Raw genomic sequence first — 23825 nt, 5'->3', positions numbered from 1 at the left:
CCCGATGCTGTCAGACGGACCGCCCGGAGGGCCCGGACGCCGCGGCCGGGCGCTCGCGTGGGTCCGTGACCGTCCCGGCCCGGATACTGTGTGGGGCTCCCCACCCACCCCAGAACCGGAGGCCACGACCGTGTCCACGCCCAACGCGCAGCTCGCCGCGCAGCTCGCCGCGCAGCTCGACCCGGTCGTGAGCGGCGCCGGTCTCGTGCTCGAGGACGTGGTCGTCACGGCCGTCGGACGACGACGTCAGGTCCGCGTCGTCGTCGACCTGCCCGAGGACGAGGTGGGCTCGGTCGACCTGGACCGGGTGGCCGGGGTCTCCCGCGCGGTCGGGGACGCCCTGGACACCTCGGACGCGCTCGGGGCCGACCCGTACTCCCTGGAGGTCACCACACCCGGCGTGGACCGGCCCCTGACGCAGCGTCGGCACTGGCTGCGCGCCAGGACACGGCTCGTCCGGGTCGAGCGCGAGGGCGCCGAGCCGCTGACCGGGCGGCTGCTGGAGGTCGGCGACGGCGGAGCCGTCCTGGACGTCGCCGGTGAGCACGTCACCGTGGACTGGGACGGCGTCCGCAAGGGCGTCGTCGAGGTGGAGTTCACCAAGCCGAAGAAGACCGACGAGCACGACGACACCGACGAGCACGACGACACCGACCAGCACGACGACACCGACCAGCACGACGACACCGACCAGCACGACGAGCACGACGAGGCGGAGGAGGCCTGATGGACATCGACCTGCAGGCGCTGCGCCTGATCGAGGCCGAGCGCGAGATCCCGCTGCCGGTCCTGCTCAGCACCATCGAGCAGGCCCTGCTGCTGGCCTACCAGCGCACCGAGGGCTCCGAGCAGCGGGCCAGGATCGAGCTCGACCGCAAGTCCGGTCGGGTCGCGGTGATGGCCCAGGAGGTCGACGAGACCGGGGCCGTGGTCCGCGAGTGGGACGACACCCCGACCGGGTTCGGCCGGGTCGCCGCCGCGACGGCCCGGCAGGTCATCCTGCAGCGGATCCGCGACGCGGAGGACGAGCGCGTCCTGGGCGACTTCCGCGGCAAGGAGGGCGACATCGTCTCCGGCACCGTGCAGCAGGGCCGCGACCCCCGCTACATCCGGGTCCAGCTCGGCGACGTGGAGGGCATCATGCCGCCGGCGGAGCAGGTGCCGGGCGAGGGCCTGAAGCACGGCGAGCGGGTCCGCTGCTACGTGGTGTCGGTGGCCAAGGGCATGAAGGGCCCGCAGATCACGCTGTCGCGCAGCCACCCCAACCTGGTGCGCCGGCTCTTCGCGCTGGAGGTGCCCGAGCTCGGTGACGGCACCGTGGAGATCATGGGCGTCGCCCGCGAGGCCGGGCACCGCTCCAAGGTGGCCGTCATGTCCGGCCGGCCCGGGTTCAACGCCAAGGGCGCGTTCATCGGGCCGATGGGCCAGCGGGTGCGGGCCGTGATGTCCGAGCTGCGGGGCGAGAAGATCGACATCGTCGACTTCGAGGAGGACCCGGCGCGCTACGTGGCGGCGGCGCTCAGCCCGGCCAAGGTGATCTCGTGCGAGGTGGTCGACCCGGTCGCCAAGCAGACCCGGGTCGTCGTCCCGGACTACCAGCTCTCCCTGGCCATCGGCAAGGAGGGGCAGAACGCCCGCCTCGCGGCCCGGCTGACCGGGTGGCGCATCGACATCCGCTCCGACGAGGCCCCCGCGCCGCGTGGTCGGGACTCCGACGACGACCCCGCAGGGCCCGTCGCCCCCTCGTGAGCCCGTCGCGGTCCGGTCGGGCCCGCGACGGCGCTACACTAGTCACGGCCTCGAACGGCGTAGCGGCTCCCCCTGCCACGCGCTCGCAGTCCCCGGACCTCTCGTCCGACGGACCTGTGCGCACGTGCATCGGGTGCCGCCGCACCGCACCGAGGTCCGTCCTCGTCCGGATCGTCGGTCACGAGGTCGAGGGTCGGCTGCTCGCCGTCCCCGACCCCGGAGCCAGCAGCCCCGGACGCGGTGCCTGGGTCCACCGGGACCGAGGGTGCGTGGAGCTGGCCGAACGCCGCAAGGCGTTCGCGCGGGCGCTGCGGCTCCCCGGGCCCGTGGACCCGACCGCGGTCCGCGAGCACCTCGCGGAGCAGGGCGCGACAGGCAAGGCACCAGACTCCAAGGCACCACCACCCAACCGGAAGCGGGTCGACGAGGTATGAGCACCCCATGAGCGCGCTGCCATGAACAGCCCTCGCTAAACCCGGTCCGTGCCTGTCTGGCTGCGGACCAAGACAGGAGAGAAGTGGCAAAGGTCCGCGTGCACGAGCTCGCCAAGGAGCTCGGTCTCACCAGCAAGAACCTGTTGTCCTGGTTGCAGGACAACGGGGAGTACGTCCGTGCGGCGTCCTCGACCATCGAGGCGCCCGTGGTGCGGAAGGTGCGGGAGAACTTCGAGTCCGCCGCCCCCGCCCCCGCGGCCCCGGCCAAGCCGGCGGCCCCCAAGCCTCCTGCTGCGGCCGCACCGGCTGCCGGCGCCCCTGCGGTGCAGGCACCGACCGCCCCCGCAGCCCCGACGACCCCGAAGGCTCCGGTCGCTCGCGCGGCCGAGGCGGCTCCGGCCGCCCCGGCACGAAGCGGCGGTCCCCGACCCGGTCCCCGTCCGCCCGCGCCGGCCGCCCCGGAGGTCCCCGCTGCGGCGGAGGCCCCGGTCGCCCCGACGCCCGAGGTCCCGGCGGTCAAGGCTCCCGAGGCCCCGGCGACCAGGGCTCCTGAGGCCCCGGCGCCCCAGGCCCCGGCCGCCCAGGCCCCCGAGGCCCCGGACGCGCCGGCGCCGGAGGCCCCTGCGGCCGACGACGCCGCACGTCCCGACGACGCCGCACGTCCCGGCGGCGCCCCCCGTCCCGGGGCCCCGCGCCCCGGTGCCACCCCCAACCGTCCGGGCAACAACCCGCTCGCGCCGAGCCAGGGCATGCCTCGGCCCGGTGGTCCGGCGCGCCCCGGCAACAACCCGTTCGCGCCGAGCCAGGGCATGCCTCGGCCCGGTGGTCCGGCGCGCCCCGGCAACAACCCGTTCGCGCCGAGCCAGGGCATGCCTCGGCCCGGTGGTCCGGCGCGCCCCGGCAACAACCCGTTCGCGCCGCGCCAGGGCATGCCCCGGCCCGCCGACCGTGGTGCGGCGGGTCCCGGTGGCCCGCGTCCCAGCCCGTCCGGCATGCCGCCGCGCCCCAACCCCGGCATGATGCCGCCGCGTCCCGCCCCCGGTCGTCCGGGTCCCGGCGGTGCCGCGGGTCGAGGTCGTCCCGGTGCCCCGGGCGGCGCTCCCGGTCGTGGTCGTCCCGGCGGCGCCGGCCCCGGTGGTCCCGGTGGCGCTCCCGGTGGTCCTCCCGGCCGCATGCCCACCAGTGGTGGGTTCGGCAAGGGGTCCCGTGGCCGCGGTGGCACCCAGGGTGCCTTCGGCCGCGGTGGCGGTCGTCCGGTCCGCGCCCGCAAGTCGAAGCGGGCCAAGCGCCAGGAGTTCGACAACATGTCCGCGCCGACGATGGGCGGCTTCGACGTCCCTCGTGGTGACGGCACGACCGTCGTGCGCCTGCGTCGTGGCTCGAGCCTGACCGACTTCGCGGACAAGATCGACGCGAACCCCGGTTCGCTCGTGCGCGTCCTGTTCGGTCTCGGCGAGATGGCCACGGCCACGCAGAGCCTGGACGAGGACACGTTCCTGCTGATCGGCACCGAGCTGGGCTACGACGTCCAGATTGTGTCGCCGGAGGACGAGGACCGCGAGCTGCTCGAGGCGTTCGACATCGACCTGGACGCCGAGGACGAGGACGAGTCCATGATCGCGCGGCCTCCGGTCGTCACGGTCATGGGTCACGTCGACCACGGCAAGACGAAGCTGCTGGACGCGATCCGCTCCACCGACGTGGTGGCGGGGGAGTCCGGTGGCATCACGCAGCACATCGGCGCCTACCAGGTCCGTCACATGCACGAGGACGTCGACCGCGCGATCACCTTCATCGACACCCCGGGCCACGAGGCGTTCACCGCCATGCGTGCCCGAGGCGCGAAGGTGACCGACATCGCGATCCTCGTCGTGGCCGCGGACGACGGCGTGATGCCTCAGACCATCGAGGCGCTCAACCACGCCCAGGCGGCGGACGTGCCGATCGTGGTCGCGGTCAACAAGATCGACCGTGACGGCGCCAACCCCGAGAAGGTCAAGGGTCAGCTGGCGGAGTACGGCCTGCTGGCCGAGGACTTCGGCGGCGACACCATGTTCGTCGAGGTCTCGGCCCTGCAGCGGCTCAACATCGACGAGCTGCTCGACGCCGTCCTGCTCACCGCCGACGCCGCCCTGGACCTGCGGGCGCGCGCCGACAAGGACGCTCGCGGCATCTCGATCGAGGCCAACCTGGACAAGGGTCGCGGCCCCGTCGCGACCATCCTCGTCCAGTCCGGCACGCTGCACGTCGGCGACGCGATCGTCGCCGGGACGGCCTACGGCCGGGTCCGGGCCATGTTCGACGAGCACGGCAACGCGCTCACCGAGGCGCTGCCCGCCCGTCCGATCCAGGTCCTCGGCCTGACCAGCGTCCCCGGCGCCGGCGACACGTTCCTCGTGGCGTCCGACGACCGGACCGCGCGCCAGATCGCCGAGAAGCGTGCGGCCGTCGAGCGCAACGCCATGCTGGCCAAGGCACGCAAGCGCATCACGCTCGAGGACTTCACGCAGGCGCTGCAGGCCGGCAAGGTCGAGACGCTCAACCTGATCCTCAAGGGCGACGTGTCCGGCTCGGTCGAGGCGCTCGAGGAGGCCCTGGTCAAGATCGACGTGGGCGACGACGTCGAGCTGCGCATCATCGACCGCGGCGTCGGGGCCATCACCCGGACCAACGTCATGCTCGCGAGCGCGTCGAACGCCATCGTCATCGGCTTCAACGTGCGCCCCGACGGCCCGGCCACCCAGCTGGCCGAGCGGGAGGGCGTGGACATGCGCTACTACTCGGTCATCTACGCGGCCATCGAGGACGTCGAGAACGGCCTCAAGGGTCTGCTCAAGCCCGAGTACGAAGAGGTCCAGCTCGGTACCGCCGAGATCCGCGAGGTGTTCCGCTCGAGCAAGTTCGGCAACATCGCCGGTGCTCTCGTCCGGTCCGGCCTCATCCGTCGCAACTCCAGCGCGAGGCTCATCCGCGACGGGGTCGTGGTCGGCGACAACCTCAAGATCGAGTCGCTGCGACGGTTCAAGGACGACGCCACCGAGGTCCGCGAGGGCTACGAGTGCGGTATCGGCCTCGGCTCGTTCAACGACATCCGTTCCGACGACGTCGTGGAGACGTTCGAGATGCGGGAGAAGCCGCGCGCCTGACCCACGGCACAGCACCGCAGCACGAGATCAGCACCAGATCAGCACGAAGCAGCAGGAAGCAGCACCGCACCAGAACGACGAGGGCAGGCGCCGTCGGGACCACGTCCCGGCGGCGCCTTCCCGTCCCGGGGCCGGTCGACCCGGCCCGCCCGACCGACGCAGGAGGACCACGACATGGCTGACCCGGCACGCGCGAGGAGGCTGGCTGACCGCATCAAGGTGGTCGTCGCCGAGACCCTCGACAAGCGCATCAAGGACCCCCGCGTCGGCTTCGTGACCCTGACCGACGCCCGGGTCACCAACGACCTGCAGCACGCCACCGTGTTCTGGACCGTCTACGGCGACGACGAGGCCAAGGCCGACACGTCCGCCGCGCTGGAGTCCGCCCGCGGGTTCCTGCGGGCCGAGGTCGGGCGGCAGACCGGCATGCGGCTGACGCCGACGCTGGAGTTCGTCCTGGACGGCGTGCCCGAGACCGCCAGCCGGATCGACGACGTGCTGGCCGCCGCCCGCGCCCGTGACGCCGAGATCGCCGCGGCCGCGCTGCTCGCGGAGCCGGCGGGCGAGGCCGACCCGTACAAGGCGCCGCGCGTCGTGGCCGAGGACGACGAGGACGACGCAGACGACGCAGACGACGCAGACGAGGAGGACGGCGGCTCCGACGAGGGCGAGCGGGTCTGAGCGTGGCCGAGGAGCCGGCGCCCCAGCGGCGCGCCGACCGCGCCGACGTGGAGCCGGTGGGGATCCTCGTCGTGGACAAGCCGCAGGGTGCGTCCAGCCATGACGTGGTCGCCCGGTGCCGCAAGCTGTTCCGGACCCGTCGGGTCGGTCACGCCGGCACGCTGGACCCGATGGCCACCGGGGTCCTGGTGGTCGGGGTGGGGTGGGCGACCAAGCTCCTGACCTACATGGTCGGGCACGACAAGACCTACCTCGCCACCGTCCGCCTCGGCGTCGCCACGGTGACCGACGACGCCGAGGGCGAGGCCGGCGGGGGGGCCGACGCCGGCCACGTCACCCGCGCGGACGTCGAGGCCGCGTGCGCCCCCCTGCGCGGACCCGTCCGGCAGGTGCCGTCCTCCGTCAGCGCCATCAAGGTGGACGGCCGGCGCTCCTACGCCCGCGTCCGCTCGGGCGAGGACGTGGAGCTGGCCTCCCGCCCGGTGACGGTCCACCGGCTGGAGGTGCTGGCGCTGCGGCCCGGCCGCGCGCCCGGGCCGGACGGCGTCGAGCGGGCCGTGCTGGACGTCGACGTGCTGGCCGAGGTGTCGTCGGGGACCTACGTCCGGGCGCTGGCGCGCGACCTGGGCGAGACGCTGGGCGTGGGCGGTCACCTGACCGCGCTGCGCCGGACCCGGTCGGGGCCGTTCGAGCAGTCGGAGGCGTTCGACGTGCCGGGGCGCCGGGTGGGCGAGGAGGTGCTGGACGCGGCCCGGCTCGCGGTCCGGCCGCACCTGCTCGACCTGGTGGGCGCCGCGCGACGCTGCTTCGAGGTGCGAGAGGTCGACCGGGCCACGGCGACCCTGCTGGGTCACGGTCGGCGGCTCCCGGCCTGGGGCCTGGAGCAGGAGCAGGTCGTGGCGGCCGTGGACCCGGACGGCGTGCTCGTCGCGCTGGTCGGCGACGTCGAGGGCCGGGCCCGCCCGGTGCTCGTGGTGCCGCCCCACCTGCGCGGGGCCCCACCGGCCGCGTGAGGCCGCTGCGGTGAGCCGGGGCGGCGACGAGGGCGGGGCGGCGGGCAGGCCGCTGCCGCCGGCGCTGGCGGTGGTGGCGACGGCCGCGGTCGCCCTGCTCCTGACGCTCGTCTGGCTGCTGGTGCCGTGGACGTCTGCGCCGGCCGGGGCGGTGGACCCGACGGCGGGGCTGCCCGGGGGCGTGGCCGAGACGTCGGCGCAGGTGGCGGCCTCGTTGCGGCTCCCGGCGCTGCTGTCGCTGACGGTGGGCCTGCTCACGACGGCCCTGGTGGTGCTGAGCCGCCCCGGCCGGCGGCTGCTGGCCCGGCTGCCGGGGCGCGACGGCAGCAGCGCACGGGTCGCCGGGCAGGTCGTGGTGCAGGTCCTCGCGGTCCTCGGGCTCGTCCTGGTCGCCCGCTGGCCGTTCGGGGTCTGGGCGGAGGCGGTCCGCCGGGACGCCGGCCTGTCGGTGCAGGGCTGGGGCGGCTGGGCCCGTGACCGGCTGGTGTCCGCGGGGTTCGAGGCCGTCGTCCTGACCGTTGTGGTCCTGACCGTGGTGCTGCTGGCCCGGGTGGCCCCGCGCTGGTGGCCGGGCGTGGCCGCCGCGGTGACCGCCACGCTGGTCGTGGTGGTGTCGCTGCTGCACCCCGTGGTCGTGGAACCGGCGCTGGCCGACCTCCGGCCGCTGGCGGACGGGCCGGTGCGTGCGCAGGTCGAGCGGACCGCCGAGCAGGCGGGGGCGCCGGTGGCCGACGTGCTGGTCTCCGACGCCTCCGCCCGCACCACGGCCCTCAACGCCTACGTGTCGGGGCTCGGTCCCACCCGCCGGCTCGTCCTGCAGGACACGCTCCTGGCCACCATGCCGCCGGATCAGGTGCGGGGTGTCGTGGCCCACGAGACCGCGCACGCCGCCGCGCAGGACGTGCTGCGGGGCACCGTGCTCGGTGCGGTCGGGGCGGGCACGGTCGTCCTGCTGCTCGGTTCGGCGGCCGTGGTGCTGGGGTCTCGTCGTGGCGGGCGCGGCGTCGGCGGGACGTCCGCGGCCGGCGTGGTCCTGCTGGCGGTGCTCCTGGTGCAGGTGGCGGCGGCGCCGGCCACGGCGCTTCTCAGCCGGCAGCTCGAGCGGGCCGCCGACGTCCGGGCCGTCGAGCTGACGCAGGACCCGGCCGCCTACGCCGAGGCGATGCGGACGTTGCTGGTGACCAACCGGGCCGACCCGTCGCCACCGGCGGCGTACCAGTGGTGGTTCGGCACGCACCCGAGCGGGGCGGAGCGGGTGGCCCGCGCCGACGCGACGCGGTGGACGACCCCTCCGGGCACCGGCGTCGCCGGCCGGTGACGACGCGAGGGCCTACAGGAGCAGGCGCGCGGCCGCCGTCGCCGCGGCCGCAGCCACGACCACCACCAGGAAGGGGGCGCGGAGCAGCAGGGCCACCGCCGCGGTGCCTAGCCCCACCAGCCGCAGGTCGAGCACGAACCCGTCGGCACCGCCGAGCACCTGGGTCAGGGTGAGGGCGGCGAACATGGCCACGGGCAGCAGGGTCAGGACCCCCCGGACCCGCTCGCCGGAGACCCACCCGCGCGGCACGAACGCGCCGGCCACCTTCTGCAGCAGCAGACCGACGGCGCAGACCCAGACCGCGAGCCAGCTCATCGGCGGGCCCGCGGGCTCAGGCCGAGCAGCGCCACGGCCCCGCCGGCCAGGACGGGGATGCCGGCGGGCGCCACGAACGAGGCGGCCAGCGCGACGACCGCGGCCAGCCCGGCCACCGCCGCGGTGCGCCGCTGCCTCAGGTAGGGCCACAGCAGGGCCAGGAACGCGGCCGGGGCGGCGGCGTCGAGCCCCAGGGCGGCGGGGTCGCCGAGGGCCTGGACGCCGTAGGCACCCAGCACGGTGGTGGCGTTCCAGGTGGCGAACAGCCCGATCCCGGTCGCCCAGAACGCGGCCCTCGCGGCCTGCGGGCCGTGGGGCTCGTGACGGAGCGCCATCGCGGTGGTCTCGTCGATGACCAGCGCCGACGCACCGACCCGGGCCGGTCCCCGCCGGGGCAGCAGGTCCGTCAGCCGGACGGCGTACAGGGTGTTGCGGACCCCGAGCAGCCAGGCGGAGGCCAGCCCGGTGACCGGGGCGCCGCCCGCCGCGGCGACCGCGGCGAACGCGAACTGGGAGCCGCCGGTGAACCCGACCGCCGACAGCACCACGGCCTGCAGCGGCGACAGGCCCGCGGCCACGGCCACCGCGCCGAAGCTGACCCCGTAGACGCCGAGCAGCCCCAGCCCGACGCCGTCGCGCCGGGCGGCCCGGACGGCGTCCGGGGTCGAGACGGGGGTGGGGGTGCTCACGGCAGGCACGGTAGGGGAGACGGCGTCCGCTGTCGGCGGCCATCCACCTGGCGGTGGTCTGCTCGTCAGAGGCGTCGGGCCTGGTCGCGGTCGGTGGCCTGGGGGACGGGTGGGCCGACGTGCCGGGCCAGCCACCGGTCGAGCGGTGCCACCGCGCGCCAGTGCTCGGCCACGACGTCGACGGCGCCGGGTCCGAAGACCCAGTCCTCGAGCTCGTGGTGCCGCGACATGGCGAACCCCTTGTGCCGCAGCAGGTCGATGCGCGGGTGGGCGGGGTCGTACCCGCGGGGGGCCCGCACCAGCGTGTCGCCGGCGGTCGTCCAGCCGTCGTCGCTCAGCCGCGTGACGACCCGCACCAGCGCCCGCCCGGTGCCGTCGTCGGCGACCGCCTCGCGGAACCGGACGACCTGGTCCCGCTCCATCCGCCAGGACCCGCCGCCGACGAGGAGCCCGTCCGCGTCGACGTGCAGGTACAGCGAGCCCCGGCCGTCCGTGCGGTTGACGACGCCGGCGGCGTGCGTCTTGTACGGGGTCTTGTCGTGGGAGAACCGGACGTCGCGGTAGGGGCGGAACATCTTCGTGGCGCCGAACTCCGGCTCCAGCGCGGCGAGCAGGGCGAGCATGGGTGCGCGCACGTGCTCCTCGTACACCGGGCGCTGGTCGGTCCAGTACGCCTTGGAGTTGTCGGCCTCGAGCCCCTCGAAGAACAGGGGCATGCCCTCGCCGAACCCGGTGAAAGGTGCTGTCGTGTCGCTCACCCGGCCACGCTACGGGCGCGGGCGGGGCACCGGCCTCACCGGTCGCCGTCGTCGCCGGTGACGAAGTCGATGAGCTCCTCGACCCGGCCCAGCAGCTCCGGCTCCAGGTCCGTCCACGACCGCACCGTGCCCAGGATCCGGCCCCAGCCGCGCCCGACGTCCTGCGGGGTGTCGTGCGCCCAGCCGAGGTGGGCCAGGACGCCCTCCTTCCACGGCCGGCCGCGGGGCACCACGGGCCAGGCGTCCAGGCCGACCCGCTGCGGCCGGACCGCCTGCCAGACGTCGACGTAGGGGTGACCGACCACCAGGACGTGCTCGCGCAGCGCGGGGGAGCGGGACACCGCCTCGGCCTCGCGCCACTCCTTGCTGCCGGCGACGAGGTGGTCGACGAGGACGCCGATGCGCCGCCCGGGGCCCGGCCGGAAGTCCCGCAGCGCCACGGCCAGGTCGTCCACCCCGTCCAGGGCCTCGACGACGACGCCCTCGACCCGCAGGTCGTGACCCCACACCCGCTCGACCAGCTCGGCGTCGTGGGTGCCCTCGACCAGGATGCGGCTGGCCCGGGCGACGCGGGCCCGCGCCCCGGCGACGGCGACGGACCCGCTGGCGGAGCGGGCCGGGGCGACGGGCCCGGCGGCCGCGGGGCGCGGTCGGACCAGGGTCACCGGGCGGCCCTCCAGCAGGAAGTCCGGCCCCAGCGGGAAGGTCCGGGTCCGCAGCCGGCGGTCCTCGAGGACGACGACGTGCATCCCGCCGACCTTCTCGACCCGCAGGACCGCGCCGCACCAGCCGGTGGTGACCTCCTCGACGACCAGACCGGGGGTCGCCGGGACCTCCTCGACCGGTACGGGCCGGCGCCGGGCGGCGAGGACGTCCCCGGCGTACCGGTCGGGGCCCGGGGCGGCGGCGCCGGTGCGGGCGGGGCGGGATCGGTCGACCGGCGGCCGGACGGTGCGCGTTCGGTCGTGCGGGGGCATGGCGGTCACCGCGCCACGGTAGGCACCCGCCCCCGCCCGCCCCGGCCGGACACGCCCGCGCCGGGTGCGGTCCCTGGGCCCAGCGGTGGTGCGCGACCCGTTCGTCGTCCAGGGCCTACCGCACACCGCCCGACGCGCCGGGGAGCGTTCCCCCCGGCCGGAGGGCGAGCCACGATGACCCATGCTCGAAGACGAGACGGACGTACTCCCGCGCGCCGGTGCGTGGGCGCGGGCCCACCAGCGCTCCCTGGCCGACCCCGACGGGTTCTGGCGCGACGCGGCCACGGCGGTCGAGTGGGACACCGAGCCGGCCCGGGTCCTGGACGACGACGCGGCCCCGCTGTACCGCTGGTTCACCGGAGGGGTCCTCAACACCTGCTTCAACGCCCTCGACCGGCACGTGCGCGACGGGCGGGGCGACCAGCCGGCACTGGTCCACGAGTCCCCGGTGACGGGCACCCGGCGGGTCCTCACCTACGCCGAGCTGCTCGACCAGGTGTCCCGGTTCGCGGGCGTGCTGCGCGGGCTCGGGGTGCAGCGCGGCGACCGGGTGGTGGTGTACCTGCCGATGGTCCCCGAGGCCGCCGTGGTCATGCTCGCCTGCGCCCGGCTGGGGGCGGTGCACTCGGTGGTGTTCGGCGGGTTCGCCCCCGCCGAGCTGGCCGCCCGGATCGACGACGCGCGACCGGTGGTGGTGGTCACGGCCTCCTGCGGCATCGAGCCGAGCCGGGTCATCGCCTACACGCCCATGGTGGACGCCGCGCTGGCCCGGGCCGAGCACCCCCCGGCCCACGTCGTCGTGCTCCAGCGACCGCAGCTGAGGGCCGGGACGACCCCGGGCCGCGACCACGACTGGGACGAGCTGATGGCGACGGCCGAGCCCGTCGACTGCGTGCCGGTGCAGGCGACGGACCCGTTGTACGTCCTGTACACGTCCGGGACGACCGGCCGGCCCAAGGGCATCGTCCGTGACAACGGCGGGCACGCGGTCGCCCTGACCTGGGCCATCAGGAACGTCTTCGACCTGCACCCCGGCGAGACCATGTTCACCGCCAGCGACGTCGGCTGGGTGGTGGGGCACTCGTTCATCGTCTACGCCCCGCTGCTGGTCGGGGCGACGACCGTGATGTACGAGGGCAAGCCGGTCGGCACCCCCGACGCCGGGGCGTTCTGGCGGGTGGTGGAGCAGAACGGCGTGTCGGTCATGTTCACCGCCCCCACCGCGATGCGGGCCGTCCGCAAGGTCGACCCGATGGGTCGGCAGGTGCGGGCCCACGACACCTCGAGCCTGCGGACCCTGTTCCTGGCCGGGGAGCGGCTGGACCCCGACACCTACCACTGGGCCGGGGACGTCCTCGGGGTCCCGGTGGTCGACAACTGGTGGCAGACCGAGACGGGCTGGCCGATCGCCGCCGGGTGCCGCGGTCTGGAGGAGCTGCCCATCAAGCCGGGCTCGCCGTCGGTGCCGGTCCCGGGCTACGACGTGCAGGTGCTCGACGGTCACGGCCGCCCGGTGCCGGCCGGCACCGAGGGCGCCATCTGCCTGCGCCTGCCCATGCCACCCGGCACCCTGCCGACGCTGTGGGGCGACGACCAGCGCTACCTCGACGGCTACCTGTCGACGTTCCCCGGCTACTACCTGACCGGCGACGGCGGGTACCGGGACGCCGACGGCTACCTGTTCGTCATGGGCCGCACCGACGACGTCATCAACGTCGCCGGTCACCGGCTGTCGACCGGGGGCATCGAGGCCGCTCTCGCCGGTCACCCGGCGGTCGCGGAGTGCGCGGTCATCGGGGTGCACGACGAGCTCAAGGGCCAGGTGCCCCGTGCGCTCGTGGTGCTCAAGGCGGGCTCGGAGGACCTCGACCTGGACGTGCTGGTCGCCGAGCTCAAGGCCGTGGTGCGGGGGGAGGTCGGCGGCATCGCGTCGCTGCAGCGGGTGGACGTCGTGGCGGCGCTGCCCAAGACCCGCTCGGGCAAGATCCTGCGGCGGACGATGCGCGAGATGGCCGACGGCAAGCGCCCGACCGTCCCCTCGACCATCGAGGACGTGGCGGTGCTGGAGCAGGTCGAGGGGCTGCTGCGCGGCGCCTGAGGCGCCGCGCGGCGACTCGCCGCGGGTCCCGTCCGGCGGCTCAGGGCTCCACGGGGGACAGGGTGGCCGTGACGGGCTGGCCCGGTCCGTCGACGGCGCCGGGGTCCTGCCCGTCGGCGTCGGGCCCCGGCCGGGTCAGCTCGTCGTAGCGGACCGCCACGACACCGGCGACCACGAACGCGCCGCCCAGCAGCTGCACCGGCAGCGGCAGCTCGCCCAGCAGCAGCCAGGCGAACAGCAGGCTGAACAGCACCTCGGTCAGCCCGACGAAGCCCGCCACCTTGGACCCGAGCCGCCGGGTCGCCGCCACGCCCGAGGCGTAGGCGAACGCGGCGGCGATCAGGCTCAGCCCGACGACCGGGACCCACCACGGGAAGGGGCGCCCGCCGAGGTCGACGTCGGCCGTGGTGACCGTCATCGGCACCAGGCCGACCAGGCCGGCCAGCACGAGCGCCACCCCGCCGACGAGCAGACCGGCCGCCGCCATCACCAGCGGGGGCAGACCGGTGCCCGCCCGGGCGGAGAGCACGAAGAAGGTGGCGAGCCCGAACGCGGCCGCGAGGGCCCAGAGCACGCCCACGCCGTCGACCCGCATGCCGCCCAGCACGTCCAGCACCAGCATCAGCCCGATGACCGCCAGCGCGATGCCGACCACGGTCCACCGGCGCGGCCGCTGGCCGTGGCGCACCCACAGCCACAGCACGACCAGCACCACCCCGAGGTACTCCAGGAGCAGGGCCACCCCGACCGACAGGGTGCTCACCGCGTTGAAGAAGGCCAGCTGGACGGCCGCCACGGCGACGACGCCGTAGGTCAGCAGCAGCACCGCGTTGCGGCGCAGCAGGTGCCAGCGTCCCCGGAGCATCACCAGCGCCGGGCCGAGCAGCACCAGCGCCGCGACGACGATGCGGGCCGTGACGGCCGCGGCCGGGCTCCAGCCGGCCTCCAGCAGCGACTTAGCGAACGGGCCGGAGCTGCCGAAGGCCGCCGCGGAGGCCAGCGCCAGCCAGAGCCCGGACACGAAGTGCTGACGGGGAGCCGGGCCTCCGGTGCTGCGGGCGCGGCTCGACGACGTGGTGGTGGTCATGGGGTTCCTCTGGAGACGAGAAGTAAGGGGTAAACTGTGCGTCGACAGTGACACTAGTGGATCCGACGTCAGGAGTGAAGTGCGATTCGCCCATGACACCGAGGAGGCGCTCATCGGGGCCGCCGCGCTGGTCAACACCCTGGGCCTGCGCACGGGCGAGGACTCCCTCGTCGACCGGCAGACGCTGGACGCGTTCGTCGCGGCGTCCGGGTTCACGGGGAGCCGGGCGGAGGGGGCCGGGGTCGAGCAGGAGCTGGCCGACGTCAGGGCCCTGCGCCTCGAGCTGCACCGGTTGTGGACCTCCGCCTCCACCGACGAGCTGGTCGAGGGCGTGAACCGGATGCTCACCGACGGCGGGGCCCGACCGCAGCTCGTCCGTCACGACGGCTGGGACTGGCACCTGCACGCCACGTCGCCCGACCAGCCGCTGGCGGTGCGGATGGCGGTCGAGGCGGCGATGGCCCTGGTCGACGTGGTCCGCAGCGGGGAGGTCGACCGGCTCAAGGTGTGCGAGGGCGAGGACTGCGACGACGTCCACGTCGACCTGTCCAAGAACCGGTCCCGGCGCTACTGCGAGGCCGGGTGCGGCAACCGGGCCAACGTCGCGGCGTACCGGGCCCGCAAGGCCGCCGAGGGCTGAGCGCCCTCGGGCCGGTGCTCCGGTCGACAGACCGGCCCTAGTCCTGCTCGACCCGCTGCCAGCCCTCGGCCAGGGTGGCCAGCCGGGCCAGCCGACGGCGCTGGCCGAACGCCGACAACCACCCGACGAGCCGCTCCACCAGCCCGGCCGCCGGCCCGTGGACGTCGGCCCGGAACCGGACCACGCACCGGTCGGGGCCGACCGGGCGGACCTCGTGGACGTAGTCCAGGCGGTGGCCCAGCGCGGTGGTGCTCCAGCGGTAGCCGCCGTCGCGCTCGACGTGGGTGACGTTCATCGTGGTCGCCGGGCCGAAGAACGGGCGGACCCGGCCGGTCCAGCCGTCGTGCACGCGACCGCCCGGCGGGCCGACCGACACGACGTGCGGGCTCCAGAGGGGCCAGGCGTCGACGTCGGTCAGCAGGTCGTGCACCCGGGCGGCGGGGGCGGCGACGGTGCGGGCGCTGGAGATGGTCACGGCACGACGGTAGGTGCAGCCGCAGGCGGTATGCCCGGGGTACCCCCGAGGCGGTACCTCCGACCTGCTGCGGGTGGGCACGCCCGGCACCTGGCACCCTGTCGGCGTGCACGTGTGGAGATCGCTGGACGACGTCCCCCGGCTGCCCGGGCCGGCCGTGGTGACCGTCGGCAACTTCGACGGCGTGCACCGGGGTCACGCCGCCGTCCTCCGGCAGGTCACCGACCTGGCCCGGGCGCGCCAGGCCCGCGCCGTGGCCATCACGTTCGAGCCGCACCCGCTGCACGTCCTGCGCCCCGACGTCGCGCCGCCGCTGGTGACGGGCCCGGACCAGCGGGTCGAGCTGCTGGCCCTCACCGGGCTCGACGCCCTGCTGGTGCAGCGCTTCGACCTCGCCCTGGCCGGGCAGAGCCCGCAGGAGTGGGTCGCCGGCACCGTGGTCGGGGCGCTGGGCGCCACGACCGTCGTCATCGGGACCGACGTCCGCTTCGGGCACAAGAACGCCGGGGACCTGGGCACGCTGCGCGAGCTGGGCGAGCGGTACGGCTTCGACGTGGTCGCGCTGTCGGACGTCGAGGCGCCGCAGGGGCGCCGGTGGTCCTCCAGCTGGGTCCGCAGCTGTCTGGCGGTGGGTGACGTCGGCGAGGCCGCCCGGGTGCTCGGACGTCCGCACCGCCTGGACGCCACGGTCGTGCACGGCGACCACCGGGGACGAGAGCTCGGCTACCCGACGGCCAACCTGGGCCCCGACCTGGAGGGCCTGGTCCCGGCCGACGGGGTCTACGCGGGCCGGCTGCGCGTCGTGGGGGAGGGTGGCGGGGCCGCCTGGCCCGCGGCGGTCTCGATCGGCACCAACCCGCAGTTCGACGGCACCGAGCGCCGCGTCGAGGCCCACGTGCTGCCGTGCGACGACCTGGGGCCGGACGACCTCGACCTGTACGGCCGGCGCGTCCGGGTCGAGCTGGTGGAGCGCCTGCGCGACACGCTGCGCTTCGACGACGTGGACGCGCTGCTGACCCAGATGGCCCGCGACGTCGAGGAGGCCCGGGTCGTCCTGGGGGCCCCTGCGCCGCGCGCCCAGCAGCCGCTGGCCGATTAGGGGTGCGGTCCGGCCCGTTGGTACTGTGACGACCGCCGTGAACCGGCCGCGGATCAGCATGCCCGGGTGGAACCGCCCCCGGCGCGCCGCGCAACGACCTCAAGGAGACCGAATGCCCCTCGACTCTGCCACCAAGAAGCAGATCATCGCTGAGTACGGCGAGAACGAGACCGACACCGGTTCGCCGGAGGTCCAGGTCGCGATGCTCACCAAGCGGATCGTCGACCTCACCGCTCACCTCAAGACCCACGACCACGACCACCACACCCGCCGGGGGCTGCTGCTGCTGGTCGGCAAGCGCCGCCGGATGCTGCAGTACCTGCAGCGCACCGACATCGCGCGCTACCGCTCGCTCATCGAGCGTCTCGGTCTGCGTCGCTGACACGCACAGGGCGGTTCCCTCCGGGGGGCCGCCCTTCGCGCATGCGCACCACCCGCTCGAGAACCACCCGCACCACCTGAAGAGCACCACCTGCACGAGCACCACCTGAGAGTGCGCGCACGCAGCGGGAGGCACCGCCGGTGCCGCCCGCGCCGCCCTCTCGCCGACGAGAGCCCCGAGGAACGGGGAGTGCCCCCGACGGGGGCAGAACGGAGAACATCACAGTGGTAGACATCCACACGTCCGAGGCCGTCATCGACAACGGTCGCTTCGGCACCCGCACCATCCGCTTCGAGACGGGTCGCCTGGCCAAGCTGGCCGCCGGCTCCGCCGTCGCGTACCTCGACGACGAGACCATGCTGCTCAGCGCCACGACCGCGAGCAAGAACCCCAAGAGCCACTTCGACTTCTTCCCGCTGACGGTGGACGTCGAGGAGCGCATGTACGCCGCGGGCCAGATCCCCGGCTCCTTCTTCCGCCGCGAGGGCCGTCCCGGCACCGAGGCGATCCTCACCTGCCGCCTCATCGACCGTCCGCTGCGCCCGTCGTTCGTCGACGGCCTGCGCAACGAGATCCAGGTCGTCGTCGACATCCTGTCGCTGAACCCGCAGGACTCCTACGACGTGGTGGCCATCAACGCCGCCTCGTTGTCCACCCAGCTGGCCGGCCTGCCCTTCTCGGGCCCCGTCGCCGGGGTCCGGATCGCGCTGATCGACGGCCAGTGGGTCGCGTTCCCCACCCACGACCAGGTCGAGCAGGGCGTCTTCAGCATGGTCGTCGCCGGCCGCGTCACCGACGCCGACGACGTCGCGATCATGATGGTCGAGGCCGAGGCCACCGACTCCGCGTGGGAGAAGATCTCGATGGGCGCCCAGGCCCCCACCGAGGAGGTCGTCGCCCAGGGGCTCGAGGCGGCCAAGCCGTTCCTCAAGGTCCTCATCACCGCCCAGCAGGAGATCGCCGACAAGGCGGCCAAGCCGACGCGCGACTACCCGCTGTTCCCGGCCTACCAGAGCGACGCGTACGACGCAGTCGCCGCTGCGGCCGAGTCCGACCTGGCCGCCGCGCTCCGCATCGCCGACAAGCTCGAGCGCGAGGCCCGCCTCGACGAGATCAAGGCCGCCACGCTGGCCTCGCTCGGCGAGGGCTTCGAGGGGCGCGAGGGCGAGCTGTCCGCCGCCGTCCGCTCGATCACCAAGAACCTGATCCGCCAGCGGGTCCTCACCGACAAGGTCCGCATCGACGGTCGCGGCCTGGCCGACATCCGCCAGCTCGGCGCCGAGGTCGAGATCCTGCCCCGCGTCCACGGCTCGGCCCTGTTCGAGCGCGGCGACACCCAGATCATGGGCGTCACCACCCTCAACATGCTCAAGCTCGAGCAGAAGATCGACGGCCTGGGCCCGGTGAAGTCCAAGCGGTACTTCCACCACTACAACTTCCCGCCCTTCTCCACCGGCGAGACCGGTCGGGTGGGCACGCCCAAGCGCCGCGAGATCGGCCACGGCATGCTCGCCGAGCGCGCCATCACGCCGGTCCTGCCCAGCCGCGAGGAGTTCCCCTACGCGATCCGCCAGGTCTCCGAGGCCCTCGGGTCCAACGGCTCGACCTCCATGGGTTCGGTCTGCGCGTCGACCATGGCCCTGCTCAACGCCGGTGTGCCGCTGCGCGCCCCGGTCGCCGGCATCGCCATGGGCCTCATCTCCGACACCGTCGACGGCGAGACGACCTACGCGGCGCTCACCGACATCCTCGGCGCCGAGGACGCGTTCGGCGACATGGACTTCAAGGTCGCCGGCACCAAGGAGTTCGTCACGGCGATCCAGCTCGACACCAAGCTCGACGGCATCCCCGCGTCGGTCCTGGCCGCCGCGCTGACCCAGGCCAAGCAGGCCCGCCTGCACATCCTGGACGTCATGGCCGAGGCCATCGACGAGCCCGACGAGATGAGCCCCTTCGCGCCGCGGATCATCACCGTCAAGGTGCCGGTCGACAAGATCGGCGAGGTGATCGGGCCCAAGGGCAAGATCATCAACCAGATCCAGGACGACACCGGCGCCGACATCTCGATCGAGGACGACGGCACCGTCTACATCGGTGCGGTCGACGGCCCCTCGGCCGAGGCCGCCCGCACGGCGATCAACCAGATCGCCAACCCGACCATGCCGGAGGTCGGCGAGCGCTACCTGGGCACGGTCGTCAAGACGACCACGTTCGGCGCGTTCATCGCCCTCATGCCGGGCAAGGACGGCCTGCTGCACATCTCCAAGATGCGTGACCTGGTCGGCGGCAAGCGGGTGGACAACGTCGACGACGTCGTCAGCGTGGGCCAGAAGGTCCAGGTCGAGATCTCCGAGATCGACCAGCGCGGCAAGCTCTCCCTGTCGGTCGTCAACACCGACGGGCCCGACAGCACGAGCGCAGGTGCCGCCGACACCGCTGACGCGGTCCAGTCCGTCGGGTCGCTCGAGGGCTGATGACCCCCGTCGATCTCACGATCGACGACGCGACCGCCGTCGGGAGCGGCCAGCCTGTGCTGGTCGCCTCCGACGGCGGTTCCGTCGTCGCCCGCACCGTCCTGCCGTCCGGGGTCCGTGTCCTCACCGAGTCCATGCCCGGGCTGCGTTCGGCCACGGTGGGCATGTGGGTGGGCGTCGGCTCCCGTGACGAGGCCGACGGCCACCACGGCAGCACCCACTTCCTGGAGCACCTGCTATTCAAGGGCACCGAGCGACGCAGCCCGCTGGAGATCGCCGAGGCGTTCGACGCCGTCGGTGGCGAGGCCAACGCGGCCACCGGCAAGGAGCACACCTGCTACTACGCCCGCGTGATGGCGGGCGACGCGCCGATGGCCATCGACGTCATCACCGACATGGTGACCAGCTCACGCATCGGCGCCGAGGACTTCGAGTCCGAGCGCGAGGTCATCCTCGAGGAGCTGGCGATGGCGGAGGACGACCCGTCCGACGTCGTCCACGAGCGCTTCGCGGAGGCCGTCCTGGCCGACCACCCGCTGGGTCGGCCCATCGGCGGCACGCCGGAGACGATCAAGGGGGTGGGCCGCGACGACGTCGTGGACCACTACCGGCGCCACTACGAGGGCCCGACGCTGGTGATCACGGCCGCCGGGGGGCTGGAGCACGACGAGGTCGTCGAGGCGGTCTCGGCCGAGCTGGACAAGGCCGGCTGGCTGGACCGGGTCGGCACCCCGCGTCACCTGCGGGGCACCGACAGCGTCCGCGAGGCCACGGCGTCCGGGCGCGACGTCGTGGTGCGCCGCGACATCGAGCAGGCGCAGGTCGTCGTGGGCACCACGGCCCTGTCCGCCACCGACGAGCGTCGCTACGTGCTGAGCGTGCTCAACACGGCGCTCGGCGGCGGGATGAGCAGCCGGCTGTTCCAGGAGGTCCGCGAGAAGCGGGGCCTCGCCTACAGCGTCTACTCGTTCAGCGCCAGCTACGCCGACGGCGGCTACATGGGCCTGTACGCCGGCTGCAACCCCGCCAAGGTGGACAAGGTCGTGGACCTGCTGGGGGCGGAGTGGGAGCGCCTGGCCGCCGACGGGCTCGACCCGGGCGAGCTGGAGCGTGCCGTCGGTCAGCTGTCCGGCGGGATGACGCTCGGCCTGGAGGACTCCGGGTCGCGGATGTCGCGCCTCGGCAAGGCCGAGCTCGTCCACCGGGCCTACACCGACCTGGACGAGACGCTGCTGCGGCTGCGCGCGGTCACCGCGGAACAGGTCCAGGACCTGGCGGCCGAGCTGGCCTCACGGCCCCGCAGCCTGGCCGTCGTCGGCCCGTTCGACGCCGACCGCGGCTTCGGCACCGCAGGCCGCTGACGTGCAGGACGTGGTCGTGAGGGACCGACTCGTGCGGGTGAGGGTCGGGGGGAGCCGTCCATGAGCGGGCTGCGGGTGGTGGTGGCCGGAGCCGGCGGCCGGATGGGCCGCGAGGCCTGCGCGGCGGTCCTGGCCGCGGACGACCTGGTGCTCCACGGCCGGGTCGGTCGCGACGACGACCTCGCGGCCGCGCTGCGCGGCGCGGACGTGCTCGTCGACCTGTCGGTGCCGGACGTGTCGCCGGGTCACGTCGCGTCCGCGGTGCAGGCCGGGGTCCACGCGGTCGTCGGCACCACCGGCTGGGACGACGACCGTCTGGCGGCGCTGCGGGAGCAGCTGGGCGGGCGGCCCGACGTCGGCGTGCTCATCGCCCCCAACTTCTCGGTCGGCGCCCTGCTGGTCGCGGACTTCGCCGTCCGGGCCGCCCGGTTCTTCGAGTCGGTGGAGGTGGTGGAGCTGCACCACCCCGACAAGGTCGACGCGCCGTCCGGCACCGCGGTCCGCACCGCCCGTCGGATCGCGGAGGCCCGCCGCCAGGCCGGGATGCCCGACGCTCCGGACGCCACCACCTCGTCGCTGCCGGGGGCGCGGGGGGCCGACGTCGACGGCGTACCGGTGCACGCGGTGCGGCTGCGGGGCCTGGTGGCCCACCAGGAGGTGCTGCTGGGCGGCCCGGGGGAGCACGTCACCCTGCGCCACGACAGCCTGGACCGGTCCTCGTTCATGCCCGGTGTCCTGCTGGGGGTTCGCGAGGTCGCCTCGCACCCCGGGCTGACCGTCGGGCTGGAGCACTGGCTCGACCTGTGAGGGGCACGAAGGTGGTCATCGTCCTGCTCCTGGCGGTGCTGTCGTTCTACCTGCTCGGCCTGCTGGCCCGGGCGGTCGCCGTGGTCTCCGACGGCGGTCTGCTGGGGTGGGTGCTGGCCACCGGGATCGTCGTCATCGTGGTCGTGGGGGCGCTGGCCGTGGCGGCCGAGCTGCGGTTCGGCTTTGCCACCCAGCGGCTCGGGCGCACCCTGGCCGCCGAGGACGCCCTGCCCGGACCGGTGCCCCGCACCGACGCCGGCGGTGTCGACCGCGCGGCCGCGGACGAGGTGTTCGCCCGGCACCGTGCCGAGGTCGAGGCCGACCCGGAGCAGTGGCGGCCGTGGTTCCGTCTCGCCCTGGCCTACGACGGCGCCGGGGACCGACGGCGCGGACGGGCCGCCGCCCGCCACGCCGTCCGGCTGCACCGCGCGGAGCAGCGCGGCCGCTGACCCCGGCCCTGGCCCTGGCCCCGGGCGCGTCAGCCCGACCGGTCGCCCGAGGTCGGCGCCGGGTCGCGCGACGGCCCGGCGGCCATGTCGACCAGCGCCGCGGTCGCCGCCTCCAGCGGGCCCCGCCGGAACACGAGGACCCAGGCGGAGGCGAGCACCAGGGCCGCGGCCGCGTGCGCCGCCCAGAGGGCGACAGGGCTGATGTCGGGGGCGTAGTACGTCACGGCGACGACGTGCGCGGTGTACAGCGTCAACGTCATCGACCCGGCCGCGGCCAGCGGCAGCAGGGCCCATCCGGCCACCGTGCGCGCCAGCAGCAGGAAGACCCCGATCACGAGCAGCGCGGAACCGGTGGTGCCGAGCAGGTCCGGCGGGGTCCCGCTGTGGGGCGTGTCGACCGCCAGCCACCAGAACGAGGACGTGGGGGTGGTGCCGAACCACGGACCGTCGGGACCGCGGCCGGTGAGCGTGTCGGGCTCGGCCAGGGCCGCCCGGGCACCGGCCGTGGCCAGCAGCAGCCTCGACACCAGCCAGGCGCCGACGCCCAGCAGCAGCCCGGCGCCGACGAGGACGACGGCGGTGCGGGCCGTGCGCAGGGCGAGGCGACCGACGGCCGCCCCGACGAGCAGGTACCCGAACCAGCTGAGGACGGGGTAGTACCCCGTGATGAACAGGTCCTGCAACGAGCCCACCGGGTCGACGACGAGGCGGGCGAGGCTCACCTGGACCCCGGGACCGACGAGCTCGGCCGAGCTGCGCACGACGTGGCTGACGAAGGGCGCCACGGTCAGCCAGAGGAGGCCGCCCCCGGCGAGGACCGGCACAGGCAGGCGGAGCAACGGTGCGAGGAGGAGGAAGGCCAGGGCGTAGTACTGCAGGATCACCGCGACCGGCAGCAGCTCCATCGACGCCAGCAGCAGCCCCACGAGGAGGATCACCACCGCGCGGACGGCGGTGCGGGCGAGCATCCGCCGGTAGGGGATGTGCGGGCCGTCGCTGCCGCCGTCGAGCAGGGCCAGCCCGACGCCGGCGAGGACGGCGAACAGCGCCGACGGCCGGCCGTCCACCAGGGGGTAGACCGCCGACGGGTTGCCCTCGAGGTCGTACCGCTCCAGCAGGTGGGCGGCCATCATGCCGAGCAGGGCCAGACCGCGGGCGGCGTCGACCCCGACGAGCCGGCGGGAGCGAGGCAGGGCCGGGAGCGCGCGTGAGGTGGTCGTCGTGGCGGTCACGGGGCGTCGCTCCCGGCGCCGTGGGCGATCCCGTCGGGGGCGTCGTCACCGGCGAGGGAGGCCACCAGGCGGACCTCCGGCCAGACGGACCGGGCGTCGTGCGGGTCGCCGCCCTGCACCGCCCGGCGGCGCCGGGCCCCGTCGGTCTCGAAACCCGCCCCGCGGAAGAAACCGGCCCGGGCGGCGTCGTCCACGTGGACCCACACCTGGACCTCGTCCACGCCGTCCGCCCGGCTGGTGTCCACCACCGCGGCCAGCAGTCGCGAGCCGTGGCCCCGGCGCTGGTGCAGCGGGTCCACCTCGAGCGCCACGATCTCCACGACGTTCGCGGGTGCGTCGGGGGGCGCCTCGCCGGTCTCCGCGGCCGGGGTGGGGGCCGAGGCCACGAAGCCCGCGACGATGCCGTCGCCGATGGCCACGTGCACGCGGTGGCGGCGGGAGGGGGGCGTGGCCACCGCCGGCCGCCACGCCTCCGCCAGCACCGCCGGGGTGAGGGCCGCGACGAGCGGCGCCGGGAGGACCTGCGCGTAGGGACCGGTCCAGGAGGCGGCGTGCACGGCACCGACTGCGTTCAGGTCGGGTTCGCGCGCAGGCCGCACGGAGTTGTCGGCGCCGGGGGCACCGAGCAGGGGGCTCGACAT

Annotated in this window: 23 protein-coding genes; 15 read left to right on the top strand and 8 right to left on the bottom strand. The window is 74.7% G+C overall.

From position 1 onward, the window contains the following. Positions 1-130: 130 nt before the first annotated feature. The 7 genes from rimP to ACR80Q_RS10340 all read left to right on the top strand — a co-directional run bounded on the left by rimP (position 131) and on the right by ACR80Q_RS10340 (position 8341). Complete coding sequence (gene rimP, locus ACR80Q_RS10370; RefSeq protein ID WP_435377528.1) at positions 131-727, top strand: ribosome maturation factor RimP; 597 nt, start codon at positions 131-133, stop codon at positions 725-727. After that, positions 727-1749, top strand: coding sequence for a transcription termination factor NusA (gene nusA, locus ACR80Q_RS10365; protein ID WP_435377527.1), 1023 nt, complete (start codon positions 727-729; stop codon positions 1747-1749). The genes rimP and nusA overlap by 1 nt, the downstream gene beginning before the upstream one ends. 116 nt (positions 1750-1865) lie before the next feature. Next, complete coding sequence (locus ACR80Q_RS10360) at positions 1866-2183, top strand: YlxR family protein (RefSeq protein WP_435377526.1); 318 nt, start codon at positions 1866-1868, stop codon at positions 2181-2183. An 83-nt stretch (positions 2184-2266) separates the two neighbouring features. Next, the gene (gene infB, locus ACR80Q_RS10355; RefSeq protein WP_435377525.1) at positions 2267-5329 is read left to right on the top strand and encodes a translation initiation factor IF-2; all 3063 of its coding nucleotides are present in this window, start codon (positions 2267-2269) and stop codon (positions 5327-5329) included. Positions 5330-5503: 174 nt separating this feature from the next. Further along, positions 5504-6010, top strand: coding sequence for a 30S ribosome-binding factor RbfA (gene rbfA / locus ACR80Q_RS10350; protein WP_435377524.1), 507 nt, complete (start codon positions 5504-5506; stop codon positions 6008-6010). 2 nt (positions 6011-6012) lie between these two features. Continuing rightward, the gene (gene truB, locus ACR80Q_RS10345; RefSeq protein WP_435377523.1) at positions 6013-7023 is read left to right on the top strand and encodes a tRNA pseudouridine(55) synthase TruB; all 1011 of its coding nucleotides are present in this window, start codon (positions 6013-6015) and stop codon (positions 7021-7023) included. Between the two features lie 10 nt (positions 7024-7033). Beyond that, the gene (locus ACR80Q_RS10340) at positions 7034-8341 is read left to right on the top strand and encodes a M48 family metalloprotease (protein WP_435377522.1); all 1308 of its coding nucleotides are present in this window, start codon (positions 7034-7036) and stop codon (positions 8339-8341) included. A 12-nt stretch (positions 8342-8353) separates the two neighbouring features. Here the strand turns inward: ACR80Q_RS10340 and ACR80Q_RS10335 are convergent, their stop codons facing one another. The 4 genes from ACR80Q_RS10335 to ACR80Q_RS10320 all read right to left on the bottom strand — a co-directional run bounded on the left by ACR80Q_RS10335 (position 8354) and on the right by ACR80Q_RS10320 (position 11089). Continuing rightward, the gene (locus ACR80Q_RS10335) at positions 8354-8656 is read right to left on the bottom strand and encodes an AzlD domain-containing protein (RefSeq protein WP_435377521.1); all 303 of its coding nucleotides are present in this window, start codon (positions 8654-8656) and stop codon (positions 8354-8356) included. Beyond that, positions 8653-9345, bottom strand: a complete 693-nt coding sequence (locus tag ACR80Q_RS10330) for an AzlC family ABC transporter permease (protein WP_435377520.1) — start codon at positions 9343-9345, stop codon at positions 8653-8655. The genes ACR80Q_RS10335 and ACR80Q_RS10330 overlap by 4 nt, the downstream gene beginning before the upstream one ends. 65 nt (positions 9346-9410) lie before the next feature. Further along, positions 9411-10103, bottom strand: coding sequence for a DUF2461 domain-containing protein (locus tag ACR80Q_RS10325; protein ID WP_435377519.1), 693 nt, complete (start codon positions 10101-10103; stop codon positions 9411-9413). 35 nt (positions 10104-10138) lie between these two features. After that, entirely contained in the window at positions 10139-11089 is a 951-nt protein-coding gene (locus ACR80Q_RS10320) for a DUF3097 family protein (RefSeq protein ID WP_435377518.1), read from the bottom strand. Between the two features lie 172 nt (positions 11090-11261). On the opposite strand from ACR80Q_RS10320, the gene ACR80Q_RS10315 reads away from it, so the two are divergent. Next, entirely contained in the window at positions 11262-13178 is a 1917-nt protein-coding gene (locus ACR80Q_RS10315; RefSeq protein WP_435377517.1) for a propionyl-CoA synthetase, read from the top strand. A 40-nt stretch (positions 13179-13218) separates the two neighbouring features. Here the strand turns inward: ACR80Q_RS10315 and ACR80Q_RS10310 are convergent, their stop codons facing one another. Further along, positions 13219-14265, bottom strand: a complete 1047-nt coding sequence (locus ACR80Q_RS10310) for an EamA family transporter (RefSeq protein WP_435377516.1) — start codon at positions 14263-14265, stop codon at positions 13219-13221. 79 nt (positions 14266-14344) lie between these two features. Between ACR80Q_RS10310 and ACR80Q_RS10305 the strand changes: the two genes are divergently transcribed. Continuing rightward, positions 14345-14905, top strand: a complete 561-nt coding sequence (locus ACR80Q_RS10305; RefSeq protein ID WP_435377515.1) for a CGNR zinc finger domain-containing protein — start codon at positions 14345-14347, stop codon at positions 14903-14905. A 37-nt stretch (positions 14906-14942) separates the two neighbouring features. On the opposite strand, the gene ACR80Q_RS10300 is transcribed toward ACR80Q_RS10305, so the two are convergent. Then, entirely contained in the window at positions 14943-15380 is a 438-nt protein-coding gene (locus tag ACR80Q_RS10300) for an SRPBCC family protein (protein ID WP_435377514.1), read from the bottom strand. Positions 15381-15486: 106 nt separating this feature from the next. Here ACR80Q_RS10300 and ACR80Q_RS10295 point away from each other — a divergent pair, with 106 nt between their 5' ends. The 6 genes from ACR80Q_RS10295 to ACR80Q_RS10270 all read left to right on the top strand — a co-directional run bounded on the left by ACR80Q_RS10295 (position 15487) and on the right by ACR80Q_RS10270 (position 21952). Next, positions 15487-16479: a bifunctional riboflavin kinase/FAD synthetase gene (locus ACR80Q_RS10295; protein ID WP_435377513.1), complete on the top strand. Its 993-nt coding sequence runs from the start codon at positions 15487-15489 to the stop codon at positions 16477-16479. A gap of 112 nt (positions 16480-16591) precedes the next feature. Continuing rightward, positions 16592-16861 carry a 30S ribosomal protein S15 gene (gene rpsO, locus ACR80Q_RS10290; protein WP_435377512.1) on the top strand — a complete coding sequence of 90 codons (270 nt, stop codon included), beginning with the start codon at positions 16592-16594 and terminating at the stop codon, positions 16859-16861. A gap of 224 nt (positions 16862-17085) precedes the next feature. After that, positions 17086-19335 carry a polyribonucleotide nucleotidyltransferase gene (locus tag ACR80Q_RS10285; RefSeq protein ID WP_435377511.1) on the top strand — a complete coding sequence of 750 codons (2250 nt, stop codon included), beginning with the start codon at positions 17086-17088 and terminating at the stop codon, positions 19333-19335. After that, positions 19335-20696, top strand: coding sequence for a M16 family metallopeptidase (locus tag ACR80Q_RS10280; RefSeq protein ID WP_435377510.1), 1362 nt, complete (start codon positions 19335-19337; stop codon positions 20694-20696). Before ACR80Q_RS10285 ends, ACR80Q_RS10280 begins: the two co-directional genes overlap by 1 nt. Before the next feature lie 60 nt (positions 20697-20756). Next, positions 20757-21503, top strand: a complete 747-nt coding sequence (dapB, locus tag ACR80Q_RS10275; RefSeq protein ID WP_435377509.1) for a 4-hydroxy-tetrahydrodipicolinate reductase — start codon at positions 20757-20759, stop codon at positions 21501-21503. Beyond that, positions 21500-21952, top strand: a complete 453-nt coding sequence (locus ACR80Q_RS10270; protein WP_435377508.1) for a hypothetical protein — start codon at positions 21500-21502, stop codon at positions 21950-21952. Before dapB ends, ACR80Q_RS10270 begins: the two co-directional genes overlap by 4 nt. 29 nt (positions 21953-21981) lie before the next feature. Here the strand turns inward: ACR80Q_RS10270 and ACR80Q_RS10265 are convergent, their stop codons facing one another. Together ACR80Q_RS10265 and ACR80Q_RS10260 are read right to left on the bottom strand one after the other, a co-directional pair. Beyond that, complete coding sequence (locus ACR80Q_RS10265; RefSeq protein ID WP_435377507.1) at positions 21982-23184, bottom strand: heparan-alpha-glucosaminide N-acetyltransferase domain-containing protein; 1203 nt, start codon at positions 23182-23184, stop codon at positions 21982-21984. Next, positions 23181-23825 (bottom strand): GNAT family N-acetyltransferase, encoded by a 645-nt coding sequence (locus ACR80Q_RS10260; protein WP_435377506.1) that lies wholly within the window; start codon positions 23823-23825, stop codon positions 23181-23183. Before ACR80Q_RS10260 ends, ACR80Q_RS10265 begins: the two co-directional genes overlap by 4 nt.

The organism is Aquipuribacter aurantiacus (assembly GCF_051216895.1).
Taxonomy (GTDB): Bacteria; Actinomycetota; Actinomycetes; order Actinomycetales; family JBBAYJ01; genus Aquipuribacter.
This window is presented reverse-complemented; position numbering and strand designations above follow the sequence as displayed.

Excerpts from the sequence above, each read along its gene's own strand:
- nusA (WP_435377527.1), top strand. The coding sequence starts at position 727 with ATGGACATCGACCTGCAGGCGCTGCGCCTGATCGAGGCCGAGCGCGAG.
- rbfA (WP_435377524.1), top strand. The coding sequence starts at position 5,504 with ATGGCTGACCCGGCACGCGCGAGGAGGCTGGCTGACCGCATCAAGGTG.
- ACR80Q_RS10335 (WP_435377521.1), bottom strand. The coding sequence starts at position 8,656 with ATGAGCTGGCTCGCGGTCTGGGTCTGCGCCGTCGGTCTGCTGCTGCAG.
- ACR80Q_RS10315 (WP_435377517.1), top strand. The coding sequence starts at position 11,262 with ATGCTCGAAGACGAGACGGACGTACTCCCGCGCGCCGGTGCGTGGGCG.
- ACR80Q_RS10310 (WP_435377516.1), bottom strand. The coding sequence starts at position 14,265 with ATGACCACCACCACGTCGTCGAGCCGCGCCCGCAGCACCGGAGGCCCG.
- rpsO (WP_435377512.1), top strand. The coding sequence starts at position 16,592 with ATGCCCCTCGACTCTGCCACCAAGAAGCAGATCATCGCTGAGTACGGC.
- ACR80Q_RS10280 (WP_435377510.1), top strand. The coding sequence starts at position 19,335 with ATGACCCCCGTCGATCTCACGATCGACGACGCGACCGCCGTCGGGAGC.
- dapB (WP_435377509.1), top strand. The coding sequence starts at position 20,757 with ATGAGCGGGCTGCGGGTGGTGGTGGCCGGAGCCGGCGGCCGGATGGGC.
- ACR80Q_RS10260 (WP_435377506.1), bottom strand. The coding sequence starts at position 23,825 with ATGTCGAGCCCCCTGCTCGGTGCCCCCGGCGCCGACAACTCCGTGCGG.